This is a genomic window from Pseudomonas sp. 32A (assembly GCF_052682255.1).
In genome coordinates this window covers 1,489,593-1,509,509 of record NZ_JBQYLY010000001.1, presented here as the reverse complement: position 1 = coordinate 1,509,509, position 19,917 = coordinate 1,489,593, and the positions used below count along the sequence as shown (strand labels likewise).

Annotated in this window: 17 protein-coding genes; 11 read left to right on the top strand and 6 right to left on the bottom strand. The window is 61.0% G+C overall.

Annotation, left to right across the window (positions count from 1 at the left end):
- Positions 1–86: 86 nt before the first annotated feature.
- The 3 genes from prpC to ACUN0G_RS06925 form a co-directional block, all read right to left on the bottom strand.
- Entirely contained in the window at positions 87–1,214 is a 1,128-nt protein-coding gene (gene prpC / locus ACUN0G_RS06935) for a bifunctional 2-methylcitrate synthase/citrate synthase (protein WP_258344308.1), read from the bottom strand.
- Positions 1,215–1,388: 174 nt separating this feature from the next.
- Complete coding sequence (gene prpB, locus ACUN0G_RS06930; RefSeq protein WP_003214976.1) at positions 1,389–2,282, bottom strand: methylisocitrate lyase; 894 nt, start codon at positions 2,280–2,282, stop codon at positions 1,389–1,391.
- A complete protein-coding gene (locus ACUN0G_RS06925) occupies positions 2,279–2,992 on the bottom strand; it encodes a GntR family transcriptional regulator (protein ID WP_258344306.1) in 714 nt (237 codons plus the stop codon). The genes prpB and ACUN0G_RS06925 overlap by 4 nt, the downstream gene beginning before the upstream one ends.
- A gap of 272 nt (positions 2,993–3,264) precedes the next feature.
- Here ACUN0G_RS06925 and rloA point away from each other — a divergent pair, with 272 nt between their 5' ends.
- The 6 genes from rloA (at position 3,265) to ACUN0G_RS06895 (ending at position 8,555) form a co-directional block, all read left to right on the top strand.
- The gene (gene rloA, locus ACUN0G_RS06920) at positions 3,265–3,798 is read left to right on the top strand and encodes a retropepsin-like aspartic peptidase RloA (protein WP_445572980.1); all 534 of its coding nucleotides are present in this window, start codon (positions 3,265–3,267) and stop codon (positions 3,796–3,798) included.
- Positions 3,799–3,803: 5 nt separating this feature from the next.
- Entirely contained in the window at positions 3,804–5,336 is a 1,533-nt protein-coding gene (rloB, locus tag ACUN0G_RS06915; protein ID WP_258344302.1) for an osmotic stress tolerance membrane protein RloB, read from the top strand.
- Positions 5,336–6,322, top strand: coding sequence for an alpha-L-glutamate ligase-like protein (locus tag ACUN0G_RS06910; protein ID WP_003214969.1), 987 nt, complete (start codon positions 5,336–5,338; stop codon positions 6,320–6,322). The genes rloB and ACUN0G_RS06910 overlap by 1 nt, the downstream gene beginning before the upstream one ends.
- A gap of 5 nt (positions 6,323–6,327) precedes the next feature.
- Positions 6,328–7,668 carry an aminodeoxychorismate synthase component I gene (pabB, locus tag ACUN0G_RS06905; protein WP_445572979.1) on the top strand — a complete coding sequence of 447 codons (1,341 nt, stop codon included), beginning with the start codon at positions 6,328–6,330 and terminating at the stop codon, positions 7,666–7,668.
- Between the two features lie 228 nt (positions 7,669–7,896).
- Positions 7,897–8,199: a type II toxin-antitoxin system HigB family toxin gene (locus ACUN0G_RS06900; protein ID WP_258348763.1), complete on the top strand. Its 303-nt coding sequence runs from the start codon at positions 7,897–7,899 to the stop codon at positions 8,197–8,199.
- Positions 8,199–8,555: a helix-turn-helix domain-containing protein gene (locus ACUN0G_RS06895; RefSeq protein WP_445572978.1), complete on the top strand. Its 357-nt coding sequence runs from the start codon at positions 8,199–8,201 to the stop codon at positions 8,553–8,555. The genes ACUN0G_RS06900 and ACUN0G_RS06895 overlap by 1 nt, the downstream gene beginning before the upstream one ends.
- A 116-nt stretch (positions 8,556–8,671) precedes the next feature.
- Here the strand turns inward: ACUN0G_RS06895 and thrH are convergent, their stop codons facing one another.
- Positions 8,672–9,289: a bifunctional phosphoserine phosphatase/homoserine phosphotransferase ThrH gene (gene thrH, locus ACUN0G_RS06890; RefSeq protein WP_063032398.1), complete on the bottom strand. Its 618-nt coding sequence runs from the start codon at positions 9,287–9,289 to the stop codon at positions 8,672–8,674.
- 152 nt (positions 9,290–9,441) lie between these two features.
- Between thrH and ACUN0G_RS06885 the strand changes: the two genes are divergently transcribed.
- From ACUN0G_RS06885 to ACUN0G_RS06875, 3 genes are all read left to right on the top strand, one after another.
- Positions 9,442–10,176 carry a phosphoadenylyl-sulfate reductase gene (locus tag ACUN0G_RS06885; protein WP_003214958.1) on the top strand — a complete coding sequence of 245 codons (735 nt, stop codon included), beginning with the start codon at positions 9,442–9,444 and terminating at the stop codon, positions 10,174–10,176.
- Positions 10,177–10,528: 352 nt separating this feature from the next.
- Positions 10,529–12,058 carry an NCS1 family nucleobase:cation symporter-1 gene (locus ACUN0G_RS06880; protein WP_445572977.1) on the top strand — a complete coding sequence of 510 codons (1,530 nt, stop codon included), beginning with the start codon at positions 10,529–10,531 and terminating at the stop codon, positions 12,056–12,058.
- 13 nt (positions 12,059–12,071) lie between these two features.
- Positions 12,072–12,800, top strand: a complete 729-nt coding sequence (locus tag ACUN0G_RS06875; protein WP_258344296.1) for an aspartate/glutamate racemase family protein — start codon at positions 12,072–12,074, stop codon at positions 12,798–12,800.
- A gap of 118 nt (positions 12,801–12,918) precedes the next feature.
- Here ACUN0G_RS06875 and ACUN0G_RS06870 read toward each other — a convergent pair whose 3' ends face one another.
- Entirely contained in the window at positions 12,919–13,842 is a 924-nt protein-coding gene (locus tag ACUN0G_RS06870) for a LysR substrate-binding domain-containing protein (protein WP_445572976.1), read from the bottom strand.
- Positions 13,843–13,956: 114 nt separating this feature from the next.
- On the opposite strand from ACUN0G_RS06870, the gene ACUN0G_RS06865 reads away from it, so the two are divergent.
- Both ACUN0G_RS06865 and ACUN0G_RS06860 read left to right on the top strand, forming a co-directional pair.
- Positions 13,957–14,703 carry a 3-oxoacyl-ACP reductase family protein gene (locus ACUN0G_RS06865; protein WP_445572975.1) on the top strand — a complete coding sequence of 249 codons (747 nt, stop codon included), beginning with the start codon at positions 13,957–13,959 and terminating at the stop codon, positions 14,701–14,703.
- Between the two features lie 120 nt (positions 14,704–14,823).
- Positions 14,824–18,294: a hybrid sensor histidine kinase/response regulator gene (locus ACUN0G_RS06860; protein WP_445572974.1), complete on the top strand. Its 3,471-nt coding sequence runs from the start codon at positions 14,824–14,826 to the stop codon at positions 18,292–18,294.
- A gap of 102 nt (positions 18,295–18,396) precedes the next feature.
- Here the strand turns inward: ACUN0G_RS06860 and rmuC are convergent, their stop codons facing one another.
- Complete coding sequence (rmuC, locus tag ACUN0G_RS06855) at positions 18,397–19,761, bottom strand: DNA recombination protein RmuC (protein ID WP_421525832.1); 1,365 nt, start codon at positions 19,759–19,761, stop codon at positions 18,397–18,399.
- Positions 19,762–19,917: the final 156 nt, after the last annotated feature.

Sequence of the window (19,917 nt, the reverse complement as noted above, 5' to 3'; positions counted from 1 at the left end):
CACCGAGGTGATGCTATCGCAGGCAAGCCAGCTCCCACATTGAACCGGTTCCGATCCTGAAAACCGGCGCCTCAGATTCCCACCACTCAGCGACGTTCGATTGGCACGAACTTGCGCTGTTCAACGCCGATGTACTCGGCGCTCGGACGGATGATGCGGTTGTTGGCACGCTGTTCAAATACATGCGCGGCCCAGCCTGTAAGCCGCGAGCAGACGAAAATCGGGGTGAACAGCTTGGTCGGGATGCCCATGAAGTGGTACGCCGAGGCATGGTAGAAGTCGGCGTTGGGGAACAGTTTCTTCTGCTCCCACATGGTCTTGTCGATGGCTTCGGAAACCGGGAACAACACGGTGTCGCCCACCTCCTCCGCGAGTTTTTTCGACCAGCCCTTGATCACTTCATTACGCGGGTCGCTGTCTTTATAGATCGCGTGGCCGAAGCCCATGATCTTGTCCTTGCGCGCCAGCATGCCGAGGGTGCCTTCCACTGCTTCCTGGGCGGAAGAGAAACGCTCGATCATCTCCATCGCCGCTTCGTTGGCGCCGCCGTGCAGCGGGCCGCGCAGGGAGCCGATGGCGGCGGTGACGCAGGAATACAGGTCCGACAGGGTCGACGCACATACACGGGCGGTGAACGTCGAGGCGTTGAATTCGTGCTCGGCATAGAGGATCAGCGACACGTTCATCACCTTGACGTGCAAGTCGCTGGGCTTCTTGCCGTGCAACAGGTGCAGGAAGTGGCCGCCGATGGTCGGCTCGTCGGTCACGCAATGGATGCGCTGGCCGTCGTGGCTGAAGCGGTACCAGTAGCACATGATCGCCGGGAACGCGGCGAGCAGGCGGTCGGTCACATCGCGCTGCACGCTGAAGTCTTTCTCCGGCTCGATGTTGCCCAGGAACGAGCAACCGGTGCGCATCACGTCCATCGGATGGGCGTCGGCGGGGATGCGTTCCAGCACTTCTTTGAGCGCCTGGGGCAGGTCGCGCAGTTTGCCGAGTTTGGCGGTGTAGGCCGCGAGTTCGGCCTTGGTCGGCAGTTCGCCATAGAGCAGCAGGTAGGCGACTTCTTCAAACTGCGCGTCGGCGGCGAGTTCGCGCACGTCGTAGCCGCGGTAGGTCAAGCCGGCACCGGCCTGGCCCACGGTGGACAGTGCGGTCTGCCCGGCAACCTGGCCACGCAGGCCAGCGCCACTGAGTACTTTTGCTTCGGCCATGGTTATCTCCAATCTTGTATTTATTAGGGAAGCGTCTCGCTGAAGCTTCACACCACCCCTTGCAGGAGCGAGCGTGCTCGCGAAAAACTTCAGGGCGCCGCGTTCATTCAGGCTAAGCGCGTTATCGTTAACGATCTTCGCGAGCAAGCTCGCTCCTACAGGTATCAGGGTCGGTTATTTTTTGGCGGCGAACAGGGCGTCGAGCTTCTGCTCGAAGGTGTGGTAGTCGATGCGATCGTAAAGCTCCATGCGGGTTTGCATGGTGTCGATCACGTTCTGTTGGGTGCCGTCGCGACGGATCGCGGTGTAGACGTTCTCGGCCGCCTTGTTCATGGCGCGGAAGGCCGAGAGCGGGTACAGGACGATGGAAACATCCGCAGATTTCAGTTGATCGACGGTATAGAGAGGCGTTGCGCCGAATTCGGTGATGTTGGCCAGGATCGGCGCTTTCACGCGAGAGGCGAACAGCTTGTACATCTCAAGCTCAGTGATGGCTTCCGGGAAGACCATGTCGGCGCCGGCCTCGATGCAGGCGGCGGCCCGTTCCAGGGCGGATTCCAGGCCTTCCACCGCCAGTGCGTCGGTACGGGCCATGATCACGAAACTGTCGTCGGTGCGCGCATCCACGGCGGCCTTGATGCGGTCGACCATTTCCTGCTGGGACACGATTTCTTTATTCGGGCGATGGCCGCAACGCTTGGCGCCCACCTGGTCTTCGATATGGATCGCCGCCGCGCCGAACTTGATCATCGACTTGACGGTGCGCGCGACGTTGAACGCCGAGGAGCCGAAACCGGTGTCCACGTCCACCAGCAGCGGCAGGTCGCACACATCGGTGATGCGGCGCACGTCGGTCAGCACGTCATCCAGGCCGGTAATGCCCAGGTCCGGCACACCCAGGGAGCCGGCAGCCACCCCGCCACCCGACAGGTAGATCGCCTTGAACCCGGCACGCTTGGCCAGCAGCGCGTGGTTGGCGTTGATCGCACCGACCACCTGCAATGGGTGCTCGCTGGCGACGGCGTCACGGAAACGCTGGCCTGGAGTAGTGTTGTTATTGGAACTCATGACTCACCTCGTGATTGGGGAGCGCCGTCCGGGAAGTGACGGGCAATGTTGCGTTTGGAGGCGCCGATATGACGGCGCATCAACAACTCGGCCAGTTCACCATCGCGATCGGCAATCGCGTCAAGAATGCGGTGATGCTCGGCAAAGGCCTGGCGTGGACGATTGGGGGTGGCGGAAAACTGGATGCGGTACATGCGCACCAACTGATACAGCTCGCCGCACAACATTTGGGTCAGGGTGCGGTTACCGGCGCCTTGAATTATCCGGTAATGAAAATCGAAGTCGCCTTCCTGCTGGTAGTAGCCGACACCGGCCTGAAAGGCCGCGTCGCGCTCGTGGGTGTGCAGCACCTGGCGCAACTCTTCGATCTCGGCGTCGGTCATGCGCTCGGCGGCCAGGCGACAAGCCATGCCTTCCAGGGATTCGCGGATTTCGTAAAGTTCGATCAGCTCTTCATGGCTCAAGGACACCACTCGCGCGCCCACATGAGGGATGCGCACCAGCAGGCGCTGGCCTTCCAGACGGTGGATGGCCTCACGCAGCGGGCCACGGCTGATGCCATAGGTGCGCGCCAGTTCCGGCTCGGAGATCTTGCTGCCGGGGGCGATCTCGCCCTTGACGATGGCAGCCTGGATACGCCGAAAGACGTTCTCCGACATGGTCTGGGAATCGTCTGACGCTACCACTGGGGTTTCCAGCTGATCCAGCATATTGTCGACACCTTTAAAAGCAATGCCGCAAAAACTAGCCAATCAGCCCCAGATAGTCAAAGAATAAATACACATTGTCGACAATCGTCTAATAACCCGCCTTGCACCCTATCAGGGCATGGCCGGCTGCCAGCGCTGGCGCAAGAAAACCTTCATGTTAGAATGCCGGCCACTTTTGCCTGACATCCCTGGATGAAAAGGCGCACGAGGGAGCTTGCGCAGCAATGCCAGTCGCCTTGAATTGAACATCGCACTGCACCGCCTCAGGATTTATGAGACTCAAGCCCTTCCCCCTTTTGCTTCTACTGCTTATGCCGGGCCTTGGCGTTGCTGCCGAGAAGACCGTGTATGGGCTCAATGAATACGCCAAGTTGGCCGGCATTGACCTGGAAGTGGCCGCCAAACTCGACACCGGTGCCAAGACCGCTTCCTTGAGCGCCCGCGACATCAAGCGTTTCAAGCGCAACGGTGAATCCTGGGTGCGCTTCTACCTGGCCATCGACACCGCACATTCCCATCCCGTCGAGCGTCCCCTGGCCCGCGTGAGCAAGATCAAGCGCCGTGCCGGTGACTACGACCCCGATGAAGACAAGAACTACACCGCCCGTCCAGTGATTGCCCTGGACATCTGCATGGGCACCGCTTTACGCAGTATCGAAGTGAACTTGACTGACCGCAGCGCCTTCCAATACCCGCTGCTGATCGGCTCCGAAGCGCTCAAACGCTTTGATGCGCTGGTCGACCCCAGTCTTAAATACGCGGCGGGCAAACCTGCCTGCGCCTCCGACGCTCATACCGCTGAGTAATTTGAATGCGCTCTCTTAATCTGCACCTGAAAATCCTGATCGCCGTTTTGGTGGTATTGGGCATTTCGGTCACCGCCTATCAGATTTTCGTGCTGGGGATTCCCGTCACCGAGGACGCCACCGACGACCTGTGGAACATCGACGCCAAGGTCGAGTTCGTCGCCAGTGCCAAGGACCCGGTGAAAATCCAGATGTTCGTGCCGCCCCTGAGCCGCGACTTCGTCAGCCTGAACGAAAGCTTTATCTCGAATAACTACGGCGTCAGCGTCAATCGCCTCGACGGCAACCGCAAGGTCACCTGGTCGGCCCGCCGAGCCAAGGGCAACCAGACCCTCTACTACCGCCTGGTACTGACCAAGCGCTACAGCGGTGAAAAGGTCAAGATCAAGGGCCCGACCTTCCGCGACAGCATCGCCGTCGAAGGCCCGGAAAAAATCGCCGCCGAAGCCCTGCTGGCGCCGATCCGCCAGCACTCGGCCGACGTCGAGACCTTTATCAGCGAAGCCATCAAGCGCACCAACAACCTCAACGACGACAACGTGAAGCTGCTGCTGGCGGGCGACCCGTCGACGCCGCACAAGGCCAAGATCGTCGAGTTGCTGCTGTCCATCGCCCACGTGCCGGTGGAAAAGGTCCACACCATCCGCCTGGTGGCCGACCAGCCGCAAACCCCGGAACTCTGGCTGCGCAGCTTCAATGGCAATGACTGGCTGTACTTCAACCCCGACACCGGCGAGCAAGGCCTGCCGGCTGACCGCCTGCTGTGGTGGACCGGCGATGAAAACCTGATCACCGTCGATGGCGGCAAAAAGGCCATGGTGACCTTCAGCCTCAATAACAGTGAAATGAACGCGATTCGCCTGGCCAAGCTGACGGACGAAAACACCGACGCCAACTTCCTCGAATACTCGCTGTACGGCCTACCGCTGCAAACCCAGCAGACCTTCATGATCATGGTGATGATCCCGATTGGTGTGCTGGTGATCCTGATCCTGCGCAACCTGATCGGCCTGCAGACCCTCGGCACGTTTACGCCGGTGCTGATTGCCCTGGCGTTCCGCGAGACGCAGCTGGGCTTCGGGATTGTGTTGTTCACCATTATTACGGCGCTGGGGCTGTCGCTTCGGTCTTACCTGGAACACTTGAAGCTGCAGATGCTGCCGAGGCTCTCGGTGGTGCTGACCTTCGTGGTGGTGCTGATCGCGGCCATCAGCCTGTTCAGCCACAAGCTGGGTCTGGAGCGCGGGTTGTCGGTGGCGTTGTTCCCGATGGTGATCCTGACCATGACCATCGAACGCCTGTCGATCACCTGGGAAGAACGCGGTGGCGGCCATGCGATGAAAGTCGCGATCGGCACACTGTTCGCCGCCTCCCTGGCCCACATCATCATGAGCGTGCCGGAACTGATCTACTTCGTGTTCACCTTCCCGGCGATCCTGTTGATCCTGGTGGGCTTTATGCTGGCGATGGGTCGTTATCGCGGCTACCGCCTGACCGAACTGGTACGTTTCAAGGCCTTCCTCAAGGCTGACTCGTAATGTTCGGCTTCTGGAAGACCTGGAAGGCCCTGGAAGCGCGGGGGATCATGGGCATCAACCGGCGTAATGCCGACTACGTGCTCAAGTACAACAAGCGCAGCCTGTACCCGATCGTGGATGACAAGATCATCACCAAGGAACGGGCCATGGCCGCCGGCATCCATGTGCCGGAGATGTACGGGGTCATTTCCACCGAGAAGGAAATCGACAAGCTCGACGAGATCATCGGCGGGCGCAGCGACTTCGTGATCAAGCCGGCCCAGGGCGCCGGCGGTGACGGTATCCTGGTGATCGCCGACCGTTTCGAAGGGCGCTATCGCACGGTCTCCGGCAAGATCATCAGCCATGAAGAGATCGAGCATCAGATTTCCAGCATCCTCACCGGCCTGTATTCCCTCGGCGGTCATCGTGACCGGGCGCTGATCGAATACCGGGTGGTGCCCGACCAGATTTTCAAAAGCATCAGCTACGAAGGCGTGCCGGACATCCGCATCATTGTGCTGATGGGCTACCCGGTGATGGCCATGCTGCGCTTGCCCACCCGCCAGTCCGGCGGCAAGGCCAACCTGCACCAGGGCGCGATTGGCGTCGGTGTCGACCTGGCCACCGGCCTGACCCTGCGCGGCACCTGGCTGAACAACATCATTACCAAGCACCCCGACACCACCAACGCGGTGGACGGAGTGCAACTGCCCAACTGGGACGGTTTCATGAAGCTCGCCGCCGGCTGCTACGAGCTGTGCGGTTTGGGTTACATCGGCGTGGACATGGTGCTGGACCAGGAGAAAGGCCCGCTGATCCTTGAGCTTAACGCTCGCCCGGGGCTGAACATCCAGATTGCCAACGACTGCGGCCTGACCTTGCGCACTCATGCAGTGGAGGCTCGGTTGGAAGAGCTGAAGGCGGCAGGCGTGACGGAAACGCCGGAAGAGCGCGTGAAGTTTGTGCAGGAGATGTTTGGGCATATTCCGGCGGTCGAGGGATAAACCCAGTGACCTGCTCCGTACACCCCCTGCCCTACCGGGCGAACCCTGCCGAATACTTTGCAGCCATCCGCCATGCCCCCGGCGCGGTGCTGCTGGACAGTGGCCGACCGGCTGCCGAGCGCGGCCGTTATGACCTGCTGAGCGCCTGGCCCGAGACGACACTGGCGGTACTGCCGGACGAGAGCGGCGGCGATTTCCTGCAACGCTTGCGGGAAAACCTGACGTTGCTGGGTGAAGCCACGATTCCTGCGCCCTACGAACTGCCGTTTGCCGGTGGCCTGATCGGTTACCTGAGCTACGACTTCGGTCGCCATCTTGAACAACTGCCGCACCTGGCCGTGGACGACCTGCACCTGCCCGATGCGCGATTTGGCCTGTACGCCTGGGCCTTGATCAGCGATCACCAGGCGCAGACCAGCCAACTGGTGTTCCACCCCAAACTGGCGGAAAGCGAACGGCAACGCCTGATTACCTTGTTCTGTCAGCCGGCCATCAGCGCATCGGCCACCTTCAAGCTGCAAGGCCCAATGGCCCCGGACATAACAGCCGACACCTACAAACACGCACTCGCCCGCATCCAGGATTACATCCAGGCGGGTGACTGCTACCAGGTCAACTTTGCCCAACGCTTCCGCGCCCCATGCGTCGGCGACCCGTGGGTTGCCTATTGCGCCCTGCGCGCAGCCTGCCCAACACCGTTTTCCGGGTTCCAAAGCTTGCCAAATGATGGCGCGGTATTGAGTTTGTCGCCGGAGCGCTTCGTCAAAATCAGCCAGCGCCAGGTGGAAACCCGCCCGATCAAAGGCACCCGGCCACGAGGTGCAACGCCTGCAGAAGATGCGGCCAACGCCGCCGAACTGCTGGCCAGCCCCAAGGATCGGGCCGAGAACCTGATGATCGTCGACCTGCTGCGCAACGACCTGGGCCGCACCTGCCGTACCGGCTCGGTAAAAGTGCCGGAGTTGTTCAGCCTCGAAAGCTATCCCAACGTGCATCATCTGGTGAGCAGCGTCACCGGTGAGCTGGCGGACGACAAAGACGCCCTCGACCTGATCGCCGGCAGCTTCCCCGGCGGCTCGATCACCGGCGCCCCGAAGATCCGCGCGATGCAGATCATCGACGAACTGGAGCCAACCCGGCGCGGCTTGTATTGCGGTTCGTTGTTATACCTGGACGTGCGCGGCGAGATGGACAGCTCCATCGCAATCCGCAGCCTGCTGGTCAAGGATGGGCAGGTATGTTGCTGGGGTGGCGGCGGGATTGTCGCTGACTCGGAGTGGCAGGCGGAGTACCAGGAGTCGATGACCAAGGTGCGGGTGTTGTTACAAACCTTGGAAAGCCTGTAGCACGCAACCCCTCCCTGGCTCTGCGACGCGGAGCCAAGCAGCAGAAAAGACCTGAATCAGTACCGAAGTGGACGGAGCGGAAGTCGGACGATAGCGTCCGGCTTCAACCGTCCACCCGCCGTCTGTGAAGGATCACATGAAACGACTGCCTACTTGTCAGGAAAGATTTCCGAGATTGCATCTGCCCTTAACCGCACCTATTATCTCCCAAATTGGGAGGTTGCAGCGATGCGGATAATCGCGCTGTCTGCCTTGCGAATATTCTGGGAAAGCCAACCCGGTTACAGGGATGCAAAAACGCCGCTGGTCGAGCTGTATCGCCATATGGAAAAAGCTATTTACCCGACGCCACAAGCCCTCAAAGCAGAGCTGAGGACAGCGAGCATTCTCAAAGCGGGCAGGGTTGTGTTCAACATAGGCGGCAACAAGTATCGAGTAATCATGGCGATCAACTATCAGCGACAGCTTGCGTTCATACGCTTCGTGGGGACCCACGCGCAGTACGATCAGATCAACGCGGAGACCGTGTGATGAACATCAAACCTATTCATTCCCGAGAAGACCTGACCGCTGCGCTCGCGCGCGTCGAGCAGCTTTGGGAAGCGGAAATCGGCTCGCCTGAGGGTGACGAGCTGGAAATTCTCGCAATACTTATCGAAAAGTACGAAGCAGAGCATTACCCAATGCCGCCTTCGGATCCTATAGAAGCAATTAAATTTCGAATGGAGCAGCTAGGCCTGACCGCCCGTGACCTGGAGCCTTTCATAGGTCCGAGCGGGCGGGTTTCTGAAGTGCTGAACCACAAGCGCAAGCTGAGCTTGTCCATGATTAAACGCCTGCATGAAGGCTTGCGCATTCCTTATGAGAGTTTGCTGGCAGGGGTCTAGGCGGTGCAGTGGCCACTCCGGCCCCATCGCGAGCAAGCCCGGCTCCCACAGGGGAGCGCGGTCAACATGTGGGAGCTGGCTTGCCTGCGATGAAGGCGTCAGCCACGCCAAATAACTTACAGGCTCAACGAACGATTCGACGCCTTGATGAACTCCTTCTTCAAATCCTCGAACGTATGCACCGCCGGGAACTGCGGGAACTCGCGAATCACGTTCTCCGGCGCGTGGAACAGAATCCCGCGATCCGCCTCACCGAGCATGGTGGTGTCGTTGTAGGAATCACCGGCGGCAATCACTCGGTAGTACAAGGTCTTGAAGGCCAGCACCGACTGACGCTTGGGATCTTTCTGACGCAGTTGGTAGCTCACCACCCGGTCGTTCTCGTCGGTGATCAACCGGTGGCACAGCAAGGTCGGGAAGCCCAGTTGACGCATCAACGGCTGGGAGAACTCATAGAATGTGTCCGACAGGATCACCACCTGGAAGCGCTCGCGCAGCCAGTTGACGAATTCGATGGCGCCGTCCAGGGGCTTGAGGGTGGCGATCACTTCCTGGATGTCCGAGAGCTTCAGCCCGTGTTCATCAAGAATGCGCAGGCGCTGTTTCATCAGCACGTCGTAGTCGGGAATGTCCCGGGTGGTGGCCCGCAAGGATTCAATACCGGTTTTTTCGGCGAAGGCGATCCAGATTTCCGGGACCAGTACGCCTTCCAGGTCGAGACAGGCAATTTCCACAAGACACTCCCATTTAAAGTTATTGAGTTGAGCGAGCAAAAGGACTGCCGAACTCTAGCGATTCACGCTGGCCGCCGCAACGCAGGCGGGATTTTGTTACCATCGCCCTCCTATAGAGCGCTCAGCGCCACTGACCTGTAGGAACCGTCCTGATGAACCAAGCCTTCGACGTCGCTGAACTCGCCGCGACTTATGCCAACAAATCCGCCCAGGACATTCTCAAGCTGGCTTTCAGCCAGTTTGGCGACGACCTGTGGATCTCTTTCAGCGGTGCCGAGGACGTGGTGCTGGTCGACATGGCCTGGAAGCTGAACAAGAACGTCAAGGTATTCAGCCTCGACACCGGCCGCCTGCACCCGGAGACCTACCGGTTTATCGAGCAGGTGCGCGAGTTCTACAAGATCGACATCGAGCTGATCTCGCCGGACCAGAGCAAGCTGGAACCCTTCGTCAAGGAAAAGGGTCTGTTCAGCTTCTACAAGGACGGCCATGGCGAGTGCTGCGGCGTGCGCAAGATCGAACCGCTGCGCCGCAAGCTTTCCGGCGTAAGCGCCTGGGCCACCGGCCAGCGCCGCGACCAGAGCCCCGGCACCCGCAGCCAGGTGGCCGCGCTGGAAATTGATACGGCCTTCTCCACCCCGGAACGCACCCTGTACAAGTTCAACCCGCTGGCGCAGATGACCAGTGAGGAAGTCTGGGGTTACATCCGCATGCTCGAGCTGCCGTACAACAGCCTGCACGAGCGCGGTTTTATCAGCATCGGCTGTGAGCCGTGCACGCGCCCGGTACTGCCGAATCAACACGAACGCGAAGGCCGTTGGTGGTGGGAAGAAGCAACCCAGAAAGAATGCGGGTTGCACGCCGGGAACATCATCAGCAAGGCGTAACACCCAGGTCGAAAACCTGTACACAGAAATGTCACCATCGGTGCCATTTTTGTGTGCACTTATAAAATCCCGCACCGAAAAGTTACATCCTCCCGCGTCACACCGCTTCCTAAATCCCCGCCCCTCTCTGCGCTACAAAATAAATAGCTGTTCAAACGGTCAATTTATATCGCTTTAAATTCAGCCTGTTATTTCCAATCACGCTAAAAACCAAATCGCCGTGTATTTCACCCGGCGAAAATCTGGCACGCATGTGGCTTAAGGCAAAACACACTTTGTATACAATCAACAAAAAAGATACATACACTTTGACATCAGCCGCTCTCCTGCTGGTGTCCAGGAGCCTGCCGGAATGCGTACAAGTCTCTCCAATAACATCGCACTGGATCTGCCCTCCTCCACCCTGAACCCCGAGGCCACGAGCCCCGGCCCGCTGGTACTCAGCCCGCGCCTGCACAACAAGGACCTTGCACCCACCAAGGCCGAAGGCCGGCGCTGGGGCCGCTACAGCATCTTTGCCTTGTGGACCAACGATGTGCACAACATCGCCAACTATTCCTTCGCCATCGGCTTGTATGCGCTGGGCCTGGGCGGCTGGCAGATTCTGCTGTCCCTGGGGATCGGCGCGGCGCTGGTGTACTTCTTCATGAACCTGTCGGGCTATATGGGGCAGAAGACCGGCGTACCGTTTCCAGTGATCAGCCGCATCAGTTTTGGCATCCATGGTGCGCAGATTCCGGCGCTGATTCGTGCGGTGATCGCGATTGCCTGGTTCGGGATTCAGACCTACCTGGCCTCGGTGGTTTTCCGCGTGCTGCTGACGGCGGTTCATCCAGGTTTTGCCGACTACGACCACAACTCGATCCTCGGCCTGTCGACGCTCGGCTGGGCGTGTTTTGTGGCGATCTGGTTTGTGCAGCTCGCGATCCTCGCCTATGGCATGGAGATGGTGCGCCGCTATGAAGCCTTCGCCGGGCCAGTGATTCTGCTGACGGTGGCATCACTCGCCGGCTGGATGTATTTCCAGGCCGGCGGCCAGATTGCCTGGTCGACCCGCGAGCCGCTGACCGGTGGCGAGATGTGGCGCAATATCTTCGCCGGCGGTGCGCTGTGGCTGGCGATCTACGGCACGCTGATCCTGAATTTCTGCGACTTCGCCCGCTCTTCGCCCTGCCGCAAGACCATCAAGGTCGGCAACTTCTGGGGCCTGCCGGTGAATATCCTGGTGTTCGCCGCCATCACCGTGTTGCTGTGCGGCGGGCAGTTTCACCTCAATGGCCGGGTGATTGAGAGCCCCACCGAAATCATTGCGGCGATACCCAACACCTTCTTCCTGGTGCTGGGCTGCCTGGCGTTCCTGATTGTGACCGTGGCGGTGAACATCATGGCCAACTTCGTCGCACCCGCCTTTGTGCTGAGCAACCTGGCGCCCAAGTATCTGAACTTCCGCCGCGCCGGGCTGATCAGCGCCACCGTGGCGGTGCTGATCCTGCCGTGGAACCTCTACAACAGCCCGCTGGTGATCGTGTATTTCCTGTCGGGGCTGGGCGCTCTGTTGGGGCCGTTGTACGGGGTGATCATGGTCGACTACTGGTTGATCCGTAAAAGCCAGGTGGACGTGCCGCAGTTGTATAGCGAAGACCCGAATGGCGCTTATTACTACAGCCGCGGGATCAATTTGCGGGCGGTGGCGGCGTTTATTCCTGCGGCGGTGATCGCCATTCTCCTCGCTCTGCTGCCCGGTTTCGCCCATGTCTCGCCCTTCTCCTGGCTGATTGGCGCCGGTATTGCAGGGCTGCTGTACCTGCTGTTCGCCAAGCGCCAGCCGTATTACGCCGATGTGAGCGGCGAAAGCATTGCAGTCGATAACGTCAGTCATTAAGTAAGGACATTCCATGCGCATCCTTGTGGTCAACGTCAACACCACCGAGTCCATCACCGAAGCCATCGCCAAGCAGGCACGGGCGGTGGCGTCCCCCGGCACCGAGATCGTCGGGCTGACCCCGTTTTTCGGTGCCGAATCGGTGGAAGGCAATTTCGAAAGCTACCTGGCGGCCATCGCGGTGATGGACCGGGTGATGGCCTACGACCAGCCGTTCGATGCCGTGATCCAGGCGGGTTACGGCGAGCACGGCCGTGAAGGTTTGCAGGAGTTGCTCAATGTGCCGGTGGTGGACATCACCGAGGCGGCGGCCAGCACCGCGATGTTTCTTGGGCATGCCTATTCGGTGGTGACCACCCTGGACCGCACCGTGCCGCTGATCGAGGACCGACTGAAACTGGCGGGTTTGTATCAGCGCTGCGCGTCGGTACGGGCCAGCGGCATGGCGGTACTGGAACTGGAAGAAGACCCGCTGCGGGCCATGGAGGCCATCGTGCGCCAGGCCGAATTGGCGATCAGCGAAGACAAGGCCGAAGTGATCTGCCTGGGCTGCGGCGGCATGGCCGGACTGGACGACCAGATTCGCTACCGCACGGGTGTGCCGGTAGTGGACGGCGTGACCGCAGCGGTGACCATTGCTGAAGGGCTGGTGCGGCTAGGGCTGTCGACGTCGAAGATCCGCACGTATGCGACGCCGAGGCCGAAGAAAGTGATCGGCTGGCCCGGAAAGTTCGGACACTGAAGATCCAAAAGGTGGGAGCGGGCTTGCTCGCGAAAGCGGTGGATCAGTCGATGCATCGGGTGACTGTCACACCGCCTTCGCGAGCAAGCCCACTCCCACACTTTGATCCCCACAAGGATCAAATGGCGCTGAACCGCCGCCCCAACTCGCGTTCGACAAACTGCTCCAGAATGAAATCCACAAACGCCCGCGTCTTGCCGGGCAGCAGCTTGTGTTCGGCGTAGTACAGCGAGATGTTGCCGTCGTCGACGTACCAGTCGGGCAGCACTCGCACCAGTTGGCCGCTGTCCAGATACGGCACCGCCATCGGCATGCTGACCAGCGCAATCCCCAGGCCCTGGGCGCTGGCGCAGCAGGCAGCGCCAGAGTCGCTCATGGTCATGCGCGGCTTGAGCACCAGCGGGCGCTGTTCACGGTTGCGATGAGTAAGTTGCCAGGAACGCACGCGCCCGGTTTGCGGTGAGCGGATCAGAATGCCGTTGCAGAGCGACAAGTCCTCGGGCGCGAGTACCGGCTTGCGTTTGGCGAGGTACTGCGGTGATGCCAGCAGGATTCGATGCGCCGGCGCCAGCTTGCGCGCGACCACGCCCTGGGGCAGCTCAAAACCACCGCCGATCGCGGCATCGAAGCCTTGGCCGATCAGGTCCACCTGGCGGTTATCGAAATGCCAGTCGGGGTTGATATCAGGAAAGCGCTCTAGAAATCCCCCCAGTAACGGCACTACATAACGGTTGCCAAACACCGTGCCCATGCTGACCTTCAGCGTTCCCACCGGCCGCCCTTCGGCACTGGCCAGGTTGGCCACGGCGTTTTGAATAGTGGTGAGGCTGCCGCTGACTTCTTCCAGAAATAGTTTGCCCGCTTCGGTCAGGGTCAGGCGCCGGGTGCTGCGCTGAAAAAGCCGCACACCCAGGCGTACTTCCAACTTGGCCACGCTTTTACCCACGGCCGCCGGGGTCAGGCTCAGGTGCCGGGCAGCTTCGGCAAAGCTGCCACCTTCGGCGCTGCGCACAAAGCATTCGATACTGCCAAAGCTTTCCATATCGCCCCACTCTAAACTTTTGGTTTACACAGACTATAGCAATCACGGTCTACCGAGGGCGCCATGCGAGGTCGATACTCGACTCCAACCTCAACACACCTTTTGGAGATCGACATGACCACACAGAACCTCAGCGGCAAAGTCGCCTTGATCCAGGGCGGTTCTCGCGGTATCGGCGCCGCCATCGTCAAGCGCCTGGCGGCCCAAGGCGCAGCCGTCGCGTTCACCTATGTCAGCTCGGCCGCCAAGGCCGAAGCATTGCAGAACAGCGTGATCAGCGAAGGCGGCAAGGCCTTGGCGATCCACGCTGACAGCGCCGACGCAGCCGCCATCCGCAGCGCCGTCAACGCCACCGTCAAAGCCTTCGGGCGCCTGGATATCCTGGTGAACAACGCCGGCGTGCTGGCCGTCGGCCCGCTGGAAGATTTCAGCCTGGAAGACTTCGACCGTACCCTCGCCATCAACGTGCGCAGCGTGTTTGTCGCTACCCAGGAAGCCGCGCGGCACATGGGTGAAGGTGGTCGCATCATCAACATCGGCAGCACCAACGCCGATCGCATGCCGTTTGCCGGTGGCGGCCCGTACGCCATGAGCAAATCGGCGCTGGTCGGCCTGACCAAAGGCCTGGCCCGCGACCTGGGGCCACGGGGCATCACCATCAATAACGTGCAGCCCGGCCCGGTGGACACCGACATGAACCCCGCAAGCGGTGATTTCGCCGAGAGCCTGATCGGCTTCATGGCCGTGGGCCGTTATGGCCATGTGGAAGAGATCGCCAGTTTCGTCGCTTACCTGGTTGGCCCTGAAGCCGGCTATATCACCGGTGCCAGCCTGACCATCGACGGCGGCTTCGGCGCCTGAACCCAAGCTGCGACATCACACCACGCTCCGACCTTGGTCGACACTGACTAACGCCAAGCATCATGCGAGACTGTTCGCCCGGGCCGGGAATGCCCGGGCGTTCTTATGTCTGGAGTTCTCATGACGCTGTCCAGCGGGCTGATCGCCGCCGTTGCCCTGGCCTATATGGCCATTATGTTTGCCATCGCCTTTTACGGTGACCGTCGCCATGCGCCATTGCCGCCGCGGATGCGCGCCTGGGTGTATAGCCTGTCGCTGGCGGTGTATTGCACCAGTTGGACATTCTTTGGTGCCGTAGGCCAGGCGGCCGAACAGTTGTGGGCATTTTTACCGATCTACCTGGGGCCGGTGCTGCTGCTGGTATTGGCGCCGTGGGTCCTGCAAAAGATGGTGCTGATCAGCAAGCAGGAAAACATCACCTCCATCGCCGACTTTATCGCCGCCCGTTACGGCAAATCCCAATCCCTTGCCGTGGTGGTGGCGCTGATCTGTCTGGTGGGCGTGCTGCCTTATATCGCCTTGCAGCTCAAAGGCATCGTGCTGGGGGTGAACCTGCTGATCGGGGCCAGCGCCGACACCACCGGCACCCGCTCCCAGGACACGGCGCTGATCGTGTCGCTGGTGCTGGCGCTGTTCACCATCGTGTTTGGTACGCGCAACCTGGATGCCACGGAACACCACCGAGGCATGGTGCTGGCGATTGCCTTTGAATCCCTGGTCAAGCTGTTCGCGTTTCTCGCCGTCGGTGCGTTTGTGACCTACGGGCTGTACGACGGGTTCGAGGATCTGTTCAGCCAGGCGATGCTTGCGCCACGGCTGGAGGAATACTGGAAAGAGACGGTCAACTGGCCCTCGATGGTGGTGCAGACCGGCGTCGCGATGATGGCGATCATCTGCCTGCCCCGGCAGTTTCACGTCACCGTGGTGGAAAACATCGACCCCCAGGACCTGCGCCTGGCCAAGTGGGTGTTCCCGGCCTATCTGATCCTGGCCGCCCTGTTTGTGATCCCAATTGCCCTCGGCGGGAAGATGCTGCTGCCGGGCTCGGTATTGCCGGATTCCTACGTGATCAGCCTGCCATTGGCCGAAGCCCATCCGGCCCTCGCGGTGCTGGCGTTTATCGGCGGAGCTTCGGCGGCGACAGGCATGGTGATCGTCGCGAGTATCGCGCTGTCGACCATGGTCTCCAACGACATGCTGCTGCCCTGGCTGCTGCGCCGTTCCAGCGCCGAGCGGCCGTTCGAGGTGTTTCGTCACTGGATGCTGTCGGTGCGCCGGGTAAGCATTGTCATCATCCTGCTGCTGGCCTACGTCAGTTACCGGTTGCTGGGATCCTCTGCGAGCCTTGCAACCATTGGCCAGATTGCGTTCGCCGCCGTGACCCAACTGGCACCGGCGATGCTCGGCGCGCTGTATTGGAAACAGGCCAACCGACGCGGGGTCTTTGCCGGGTTGGCGGCGGGTACATTCCTGTGGTTCTACACCTTGGTCCTACCGGTCACCGCGAAAAGTCTCGGCTGGTCGTTCAGCCTTTTCCCGGGCATGACGTGGCTGCATTCGCACCCGTTGGGTTTGTCGGTGACGTCCCTAACGCTGGGCACCGTATTTTCCCTGGCGGGTAACTTCACATTGTTTGTGTGGGTCTCAATGCTGTCGCGTACGCGGGTGTCGGAGCATTGGCAGGCCGGGCGTTTTATCGGCCAGGAAACCAGCCAGCGGGCCAGCGCCCGCTCGATGCTTTCGGTGCAGATCAATGATTTGCTCAGCCTCGCAGCGCGGTTTGTCGGCGAAGAACGGGCTCATCAGAGTTTTGTGCGCTTCGCCTATCGCCAGGGCAAAGGCTTTAACCCTAACCAGAACGCTGACAATGACTGGATTGCCCACACCGAACGCCTGCTGGCCGGTGTGCTCGGAGCTTCGTCGACCCGGGCGGTGGTGAAAGCTGCCATTGAAGGCCGGGAAATGCAGCTGGAGGACGTAGTCCGCATCGCCGACGAAGCGTCGGAAGTACTGCAGTTCAACCGGGCACTGCTGCAAGGCGCCATCGAAAACATCACCCAGGGCATCAGCGTGGTGGACCAGTCGTTGCGGCTGGTGGCGTGGAACCGGCGCTACCTTGAACTGTTCAATTACCCCGAAGGGTTGATCAGCGTGGGCCGGCCGATTGCCGACATCATTCGCTACAACGCCGAGCGCGGGCTGTGCGGCCCGGGCGAGGCCGAAGTGCACGTGGCGCGCCGCCTGCACTGGATGCGCCAGGGCCGCGCGCATACCTCCGAGCGGCTGTTCCCCAATGGCCGGGTGATCGAGCTGATCGGCAACCCGATGCCGGGCGGCGGGTTTGTCATGAGTTTCACCGATATCACCGCGTTCCGCGAAGCCGAGCAGGCGTTGACCGAGGCCAACGAAGGCCTGGAACAGCGAGTGACCGAGCGTACTCACGAACTGTCGCAACTCAACGTCGCCCTGACCGATGCCAAGGGTGTCGCCGAGACGGCCAGCCAGTCGAAAACCCGGTTCCTCGCGGCGGTCAGCCACGACTTGATGCAGCCGTTGAACGCCGCAAGGCTGTTCTCTGCTGCTCTCTCCCATCAGAACGACGGCATGTCGCCGGACGCCCGGCAACTGGTGCAGCATCTGGACAGTTCGCTGCGCTCAGCGGAAGACCTGATCAGCGACCTGCTGGATATTTCACGCCTGGAAAACGGCAAGATCAATCCGCAGCGCCAGCCCTTCGTGCTCAATGAACTGTTCGATACGTTGGGCGCTGAGTTCAAGGCGCTGGCCCAGGAACAGGGATTGCGCTTTCGCCTCCGGGGCAGCCGTTTGCGGGTGGACAGCGATATCAAGTTGTTGCGGCGGGTGTTGCAGAATTTCCTGACCAACGCGTTCCGGTATGCCGATGGGCCGGTTCTATTAGGTGTCCGGCGCCGTCGTGGCGAGCTGTGCCTTGAAGTGTGGGATCGCGGCCCCGGGATTCCTCAGGACAAACAGAAAGTCATCTTCGAAGAATTCAAACGCCTGGACAGTCACCAGACCCGCGCCGAGAAAGGCCTGGGTCTGGGCCTGGCGATTGCCGATGGCTTGTGCCGCGTGCTGGGGCATCGCTTGAGTGTGCGTTCATGGCCGGGCAAGGGCAGCGTGTTCAGCGTGCGCGTGCCATTGGCGCGCAGCCAGGTCAGCGCCCCCGCCAAGCCGGTGCTGGAAAACGGCCAACCGTTGAGCGGCGCCCAGGTGCTGTGTGTGGATAACGAAGAAAGCATCCTGATCGGCATGCGCAGCTTGCTCACGCGCTGGGGCTGTGAAGTCTGGACCGCGCGCGACCAGGCGCAATGCGCCGCGCTGCTGGCTGAGGGTGTACGGCCGCAGCTGGCTCTGGTGGATTACCACCTGGACAACGGCGAAACCGGCACCGAATTGATGGGCTGGCTGCGCGCGCAACTGGCGGAGCCGATTCCGGGTGTGGTGATCAGTGCCGATGGACGGCCGGAGATGGTGGCCCAGGTGCATGCGGCCGGGTTGGATTACCTGGCCAAACCGGTGAAGCCGGCAGCGTTGCGGGCCTTGTTGAGCCGGCACCTGCCGCTTTAGCCCATGTGGGAGCTGGCTTGCCTGCGATGGCATCGCCTCGGTGTATCTGGAGGACCGAGGTGTCCGCATCGCAGGCAAGCCAGCTCCTACAGAGACCGGTGACTATTCTGGCAACTGCGCCACGCCGTCTTCATCGGTCATCGCGCGTTCCAGCAGGTCGGCCGGCAGGCTTTTGCTGGCGCGGGCGCCGAGCAGTTTCAGTTGCTCGGTACGGCTCACCAGGTTGCCGCGCCCATCGGTCAGCTTGTTGCGTGCTGCGCTGTAGGCTTTGTCCAACTGCTGCAGGCGGTTGCCTACCTCGTCCAGGTCCTGGATAAACAGCACGAACTTGTCATACAGCCAACCGGCACGCTCGGCGATTTCCCGGGCGTTCTGGCTTTGCCGTTCCTGTTTCCACAGGCTGTCGATCACCCGCAAGGTCGCCAGCAGTGTGGTCGGGCTGACGATCACGATATTGCGATCGAAGGCTTCCTGGAACAGGTTTGGCTCGGCTTGGAGCGCGGCCGAAAACGCGGCTTCGATGGGCACGAACAGCAGCACGAAATCCAGGCTGTGCAGGCCTTCGAGACGTTTGTAGTCCTTGCCGGCCAGACCTTTGACGTGGTTGCGCAACGACAGGACGTGTTGCTTGAGGGCCACCTGACCGATCGCCTGGTCATCCTCGGAAACGTACTGTTGATAGGCGGTCAGGCTGACCTTGGAGTCCACCACCACCTGCTTGTCACCCGGCAACATGATCAACACGTCGGGCTGAAAGCGTTCGCCGTCCGGGCCCTTGAGGTTGACCTGGGTCTGGTACTCGCGGCCCTTCTCCAGGCCTGCATGCTCCAGCACTCGCTCCAGGATCAACTCACCCCAGTTGCCCTGGGTTTTCTGGCCCTTGAGGGCGCGGGTCAGGTTGGTGGCTTCATCGGACAGGCGCAGGTTCAGCTGTTGCAGGCGCTCGAGTTCCTTGGCCAGGGAAAAGCGCTCGCGGGCTTCGCTCTGGTAGCTTTCTTCGACACGCTTTTCGAACGACTGAATGCGTTCCTTGAGCGGGTCGAGCAATTGGCCGAGGCGCTGCTGGCTGGTTTCGGCGAAGCGTTGTTCGCGCTCGTCGAAGATCTTGCCGGCGAGTTCAGCGAACTGCGCGCGCAGCTCGTCGCGGGAGCCTTGCAGGTCGCTGAGGCGTTGCTGATGGCTTTCCTGTTGCTCGCGCAGTTCGGCGCGCAGGGACGCGGACAAGGCGTCCAGGCGGCGAAGCTCGGTTTCTTTGGCGGAACGGTCGAGGTTCCAGGCGTGGGCGGCGTCGCGGGCGTTGTCGCGGTCGATCTGCAGCAGTTCGACTTCGCGGCGCACCGCGGCCAGGTCGGCCTGTTTGGCGGCGTTGGCCTGGCTCAGGTCGCTGATTTCGTCGCGGCTGGCGTCCAGCTGTGCGGCGAGCCCTTCCTGGGCCAGTTGTGCGGTGGCCAGGCGCTCTTCGAGCAATTCCCAGCCGGCCATTCGCGCCGTCAGTTTTCGCTGAATCTGCCAGCACAGCCCCAACAGCGGCAATCCAGCACCGGCGAGACCCAGCGCAACACTGGTCCAGTCAAAAGCCATAGCGATTCCTGCCGTCACCCGAAAAGAAGAAGGTTAACCAAG

Excerpts from the sequence above, each read along its gene's own strand:
- ACUN0G_RS06885 (WP_003214958.1), top strand. The coding sequence starts at position 9,442 with ATGAACCAAGCCTTCGACGTCGCTGAACTCGCCGCGACTTATGCCAAC.
- ACUN0G_RS06895 (WP_445572978.1), top strand. The coding sequence starts at position 8,199 with ATGAACATCAAACCTATTCATTCCCGAGAAGACCTGACCGCTGCGCTC.
- ACUN0G_RS06900 (WP_258348763.1), top strand. The coding sequence starts at position 7,897 with ATGCGGATAATCGCGCTGTCTGCCTTGCGAATATTCTGGGAAAGCCAA.
- ACUN0G_RS06880 (WP_445572977.1), top strand. The coding sequence starts at position 10,529 with ATGCGTACAAGTCTCTCCAATAACATCGCACTGGATCTGCCCTCCTCC.
- ACUN0G_RS06865 (WP_445572975.1), top strand. The coding sequence starts at position 13,957 with ATGACCACACAGAACCTCAGCGGCAAAGTCGCCTTGATCCAGGGCGGT.
- ACUN0G_RS06860 (WP_445572974.1), top strand. The coding sequence starts at position 14,824 with ATGACGCTGTCCAGCGGGCTGATCGCCGCCGTTGCCCTGGCCTATATG.
- prpB (WP_003214976.1), bottom strand. The coding sequence starts at position 2,282 with ATGAGTTCCAATAACAACACTACTCCAGGCCAGCGTTTCCGTGACGCC.
- ACUN0G_RS06910 (WP_003214969.1), top strand. The coding sequence starts at position 5,336 with ATGTTCGGCTTCTGGAAGACCTGGAAGGCCCTGGAAGCGCGGGGGATC.
- ACUN0G_RS06925 (WP_258344306.1), bottom strand. The coding sequence starts at position 2,992 with ATGCTGGATCAGCTGGAAACCCCAGTGGTAGCGTCAGACGATTCCCAG.
- rloA (WP_445572980.1), top strand. The coding sequence starts at position 3,265 with ATGAGACTCAAGCCCTTCCCCCTTTTGCTTCTACTGCTTATGCCGGGC.
- ACUN0G_RS06875 (WP_258344296.1), top strand. The coding sequence starts at position 12,072 with ATGCGCATCCTTGTGGTCAACGTCAACACCACCGAGTCCATCACCGAA.
- prpC (WP_258344308.1), bottom strand. The coding sequence starts at position 1,214 with ATGGCCGAAGCAAAAGTACTCAGTGGCGCTGGCCTGCGTGGCCAGGTT.
- rloB (WP_258344302.1), top strand. The coding sequence starts at position 3,804 with ATGCGCTCTCTTAATCTGCACCTGAAAATCCTGATCGCCGTTTTGGTG.
- ACUN0G_RS06870 (WP_445572976.1), bottom strand. The coding sequence starts at position 13,842 with ATGGAAAGCTTTGGCAGTATCGAATGCTTTGTGCGCAGCGCCGAAGGT.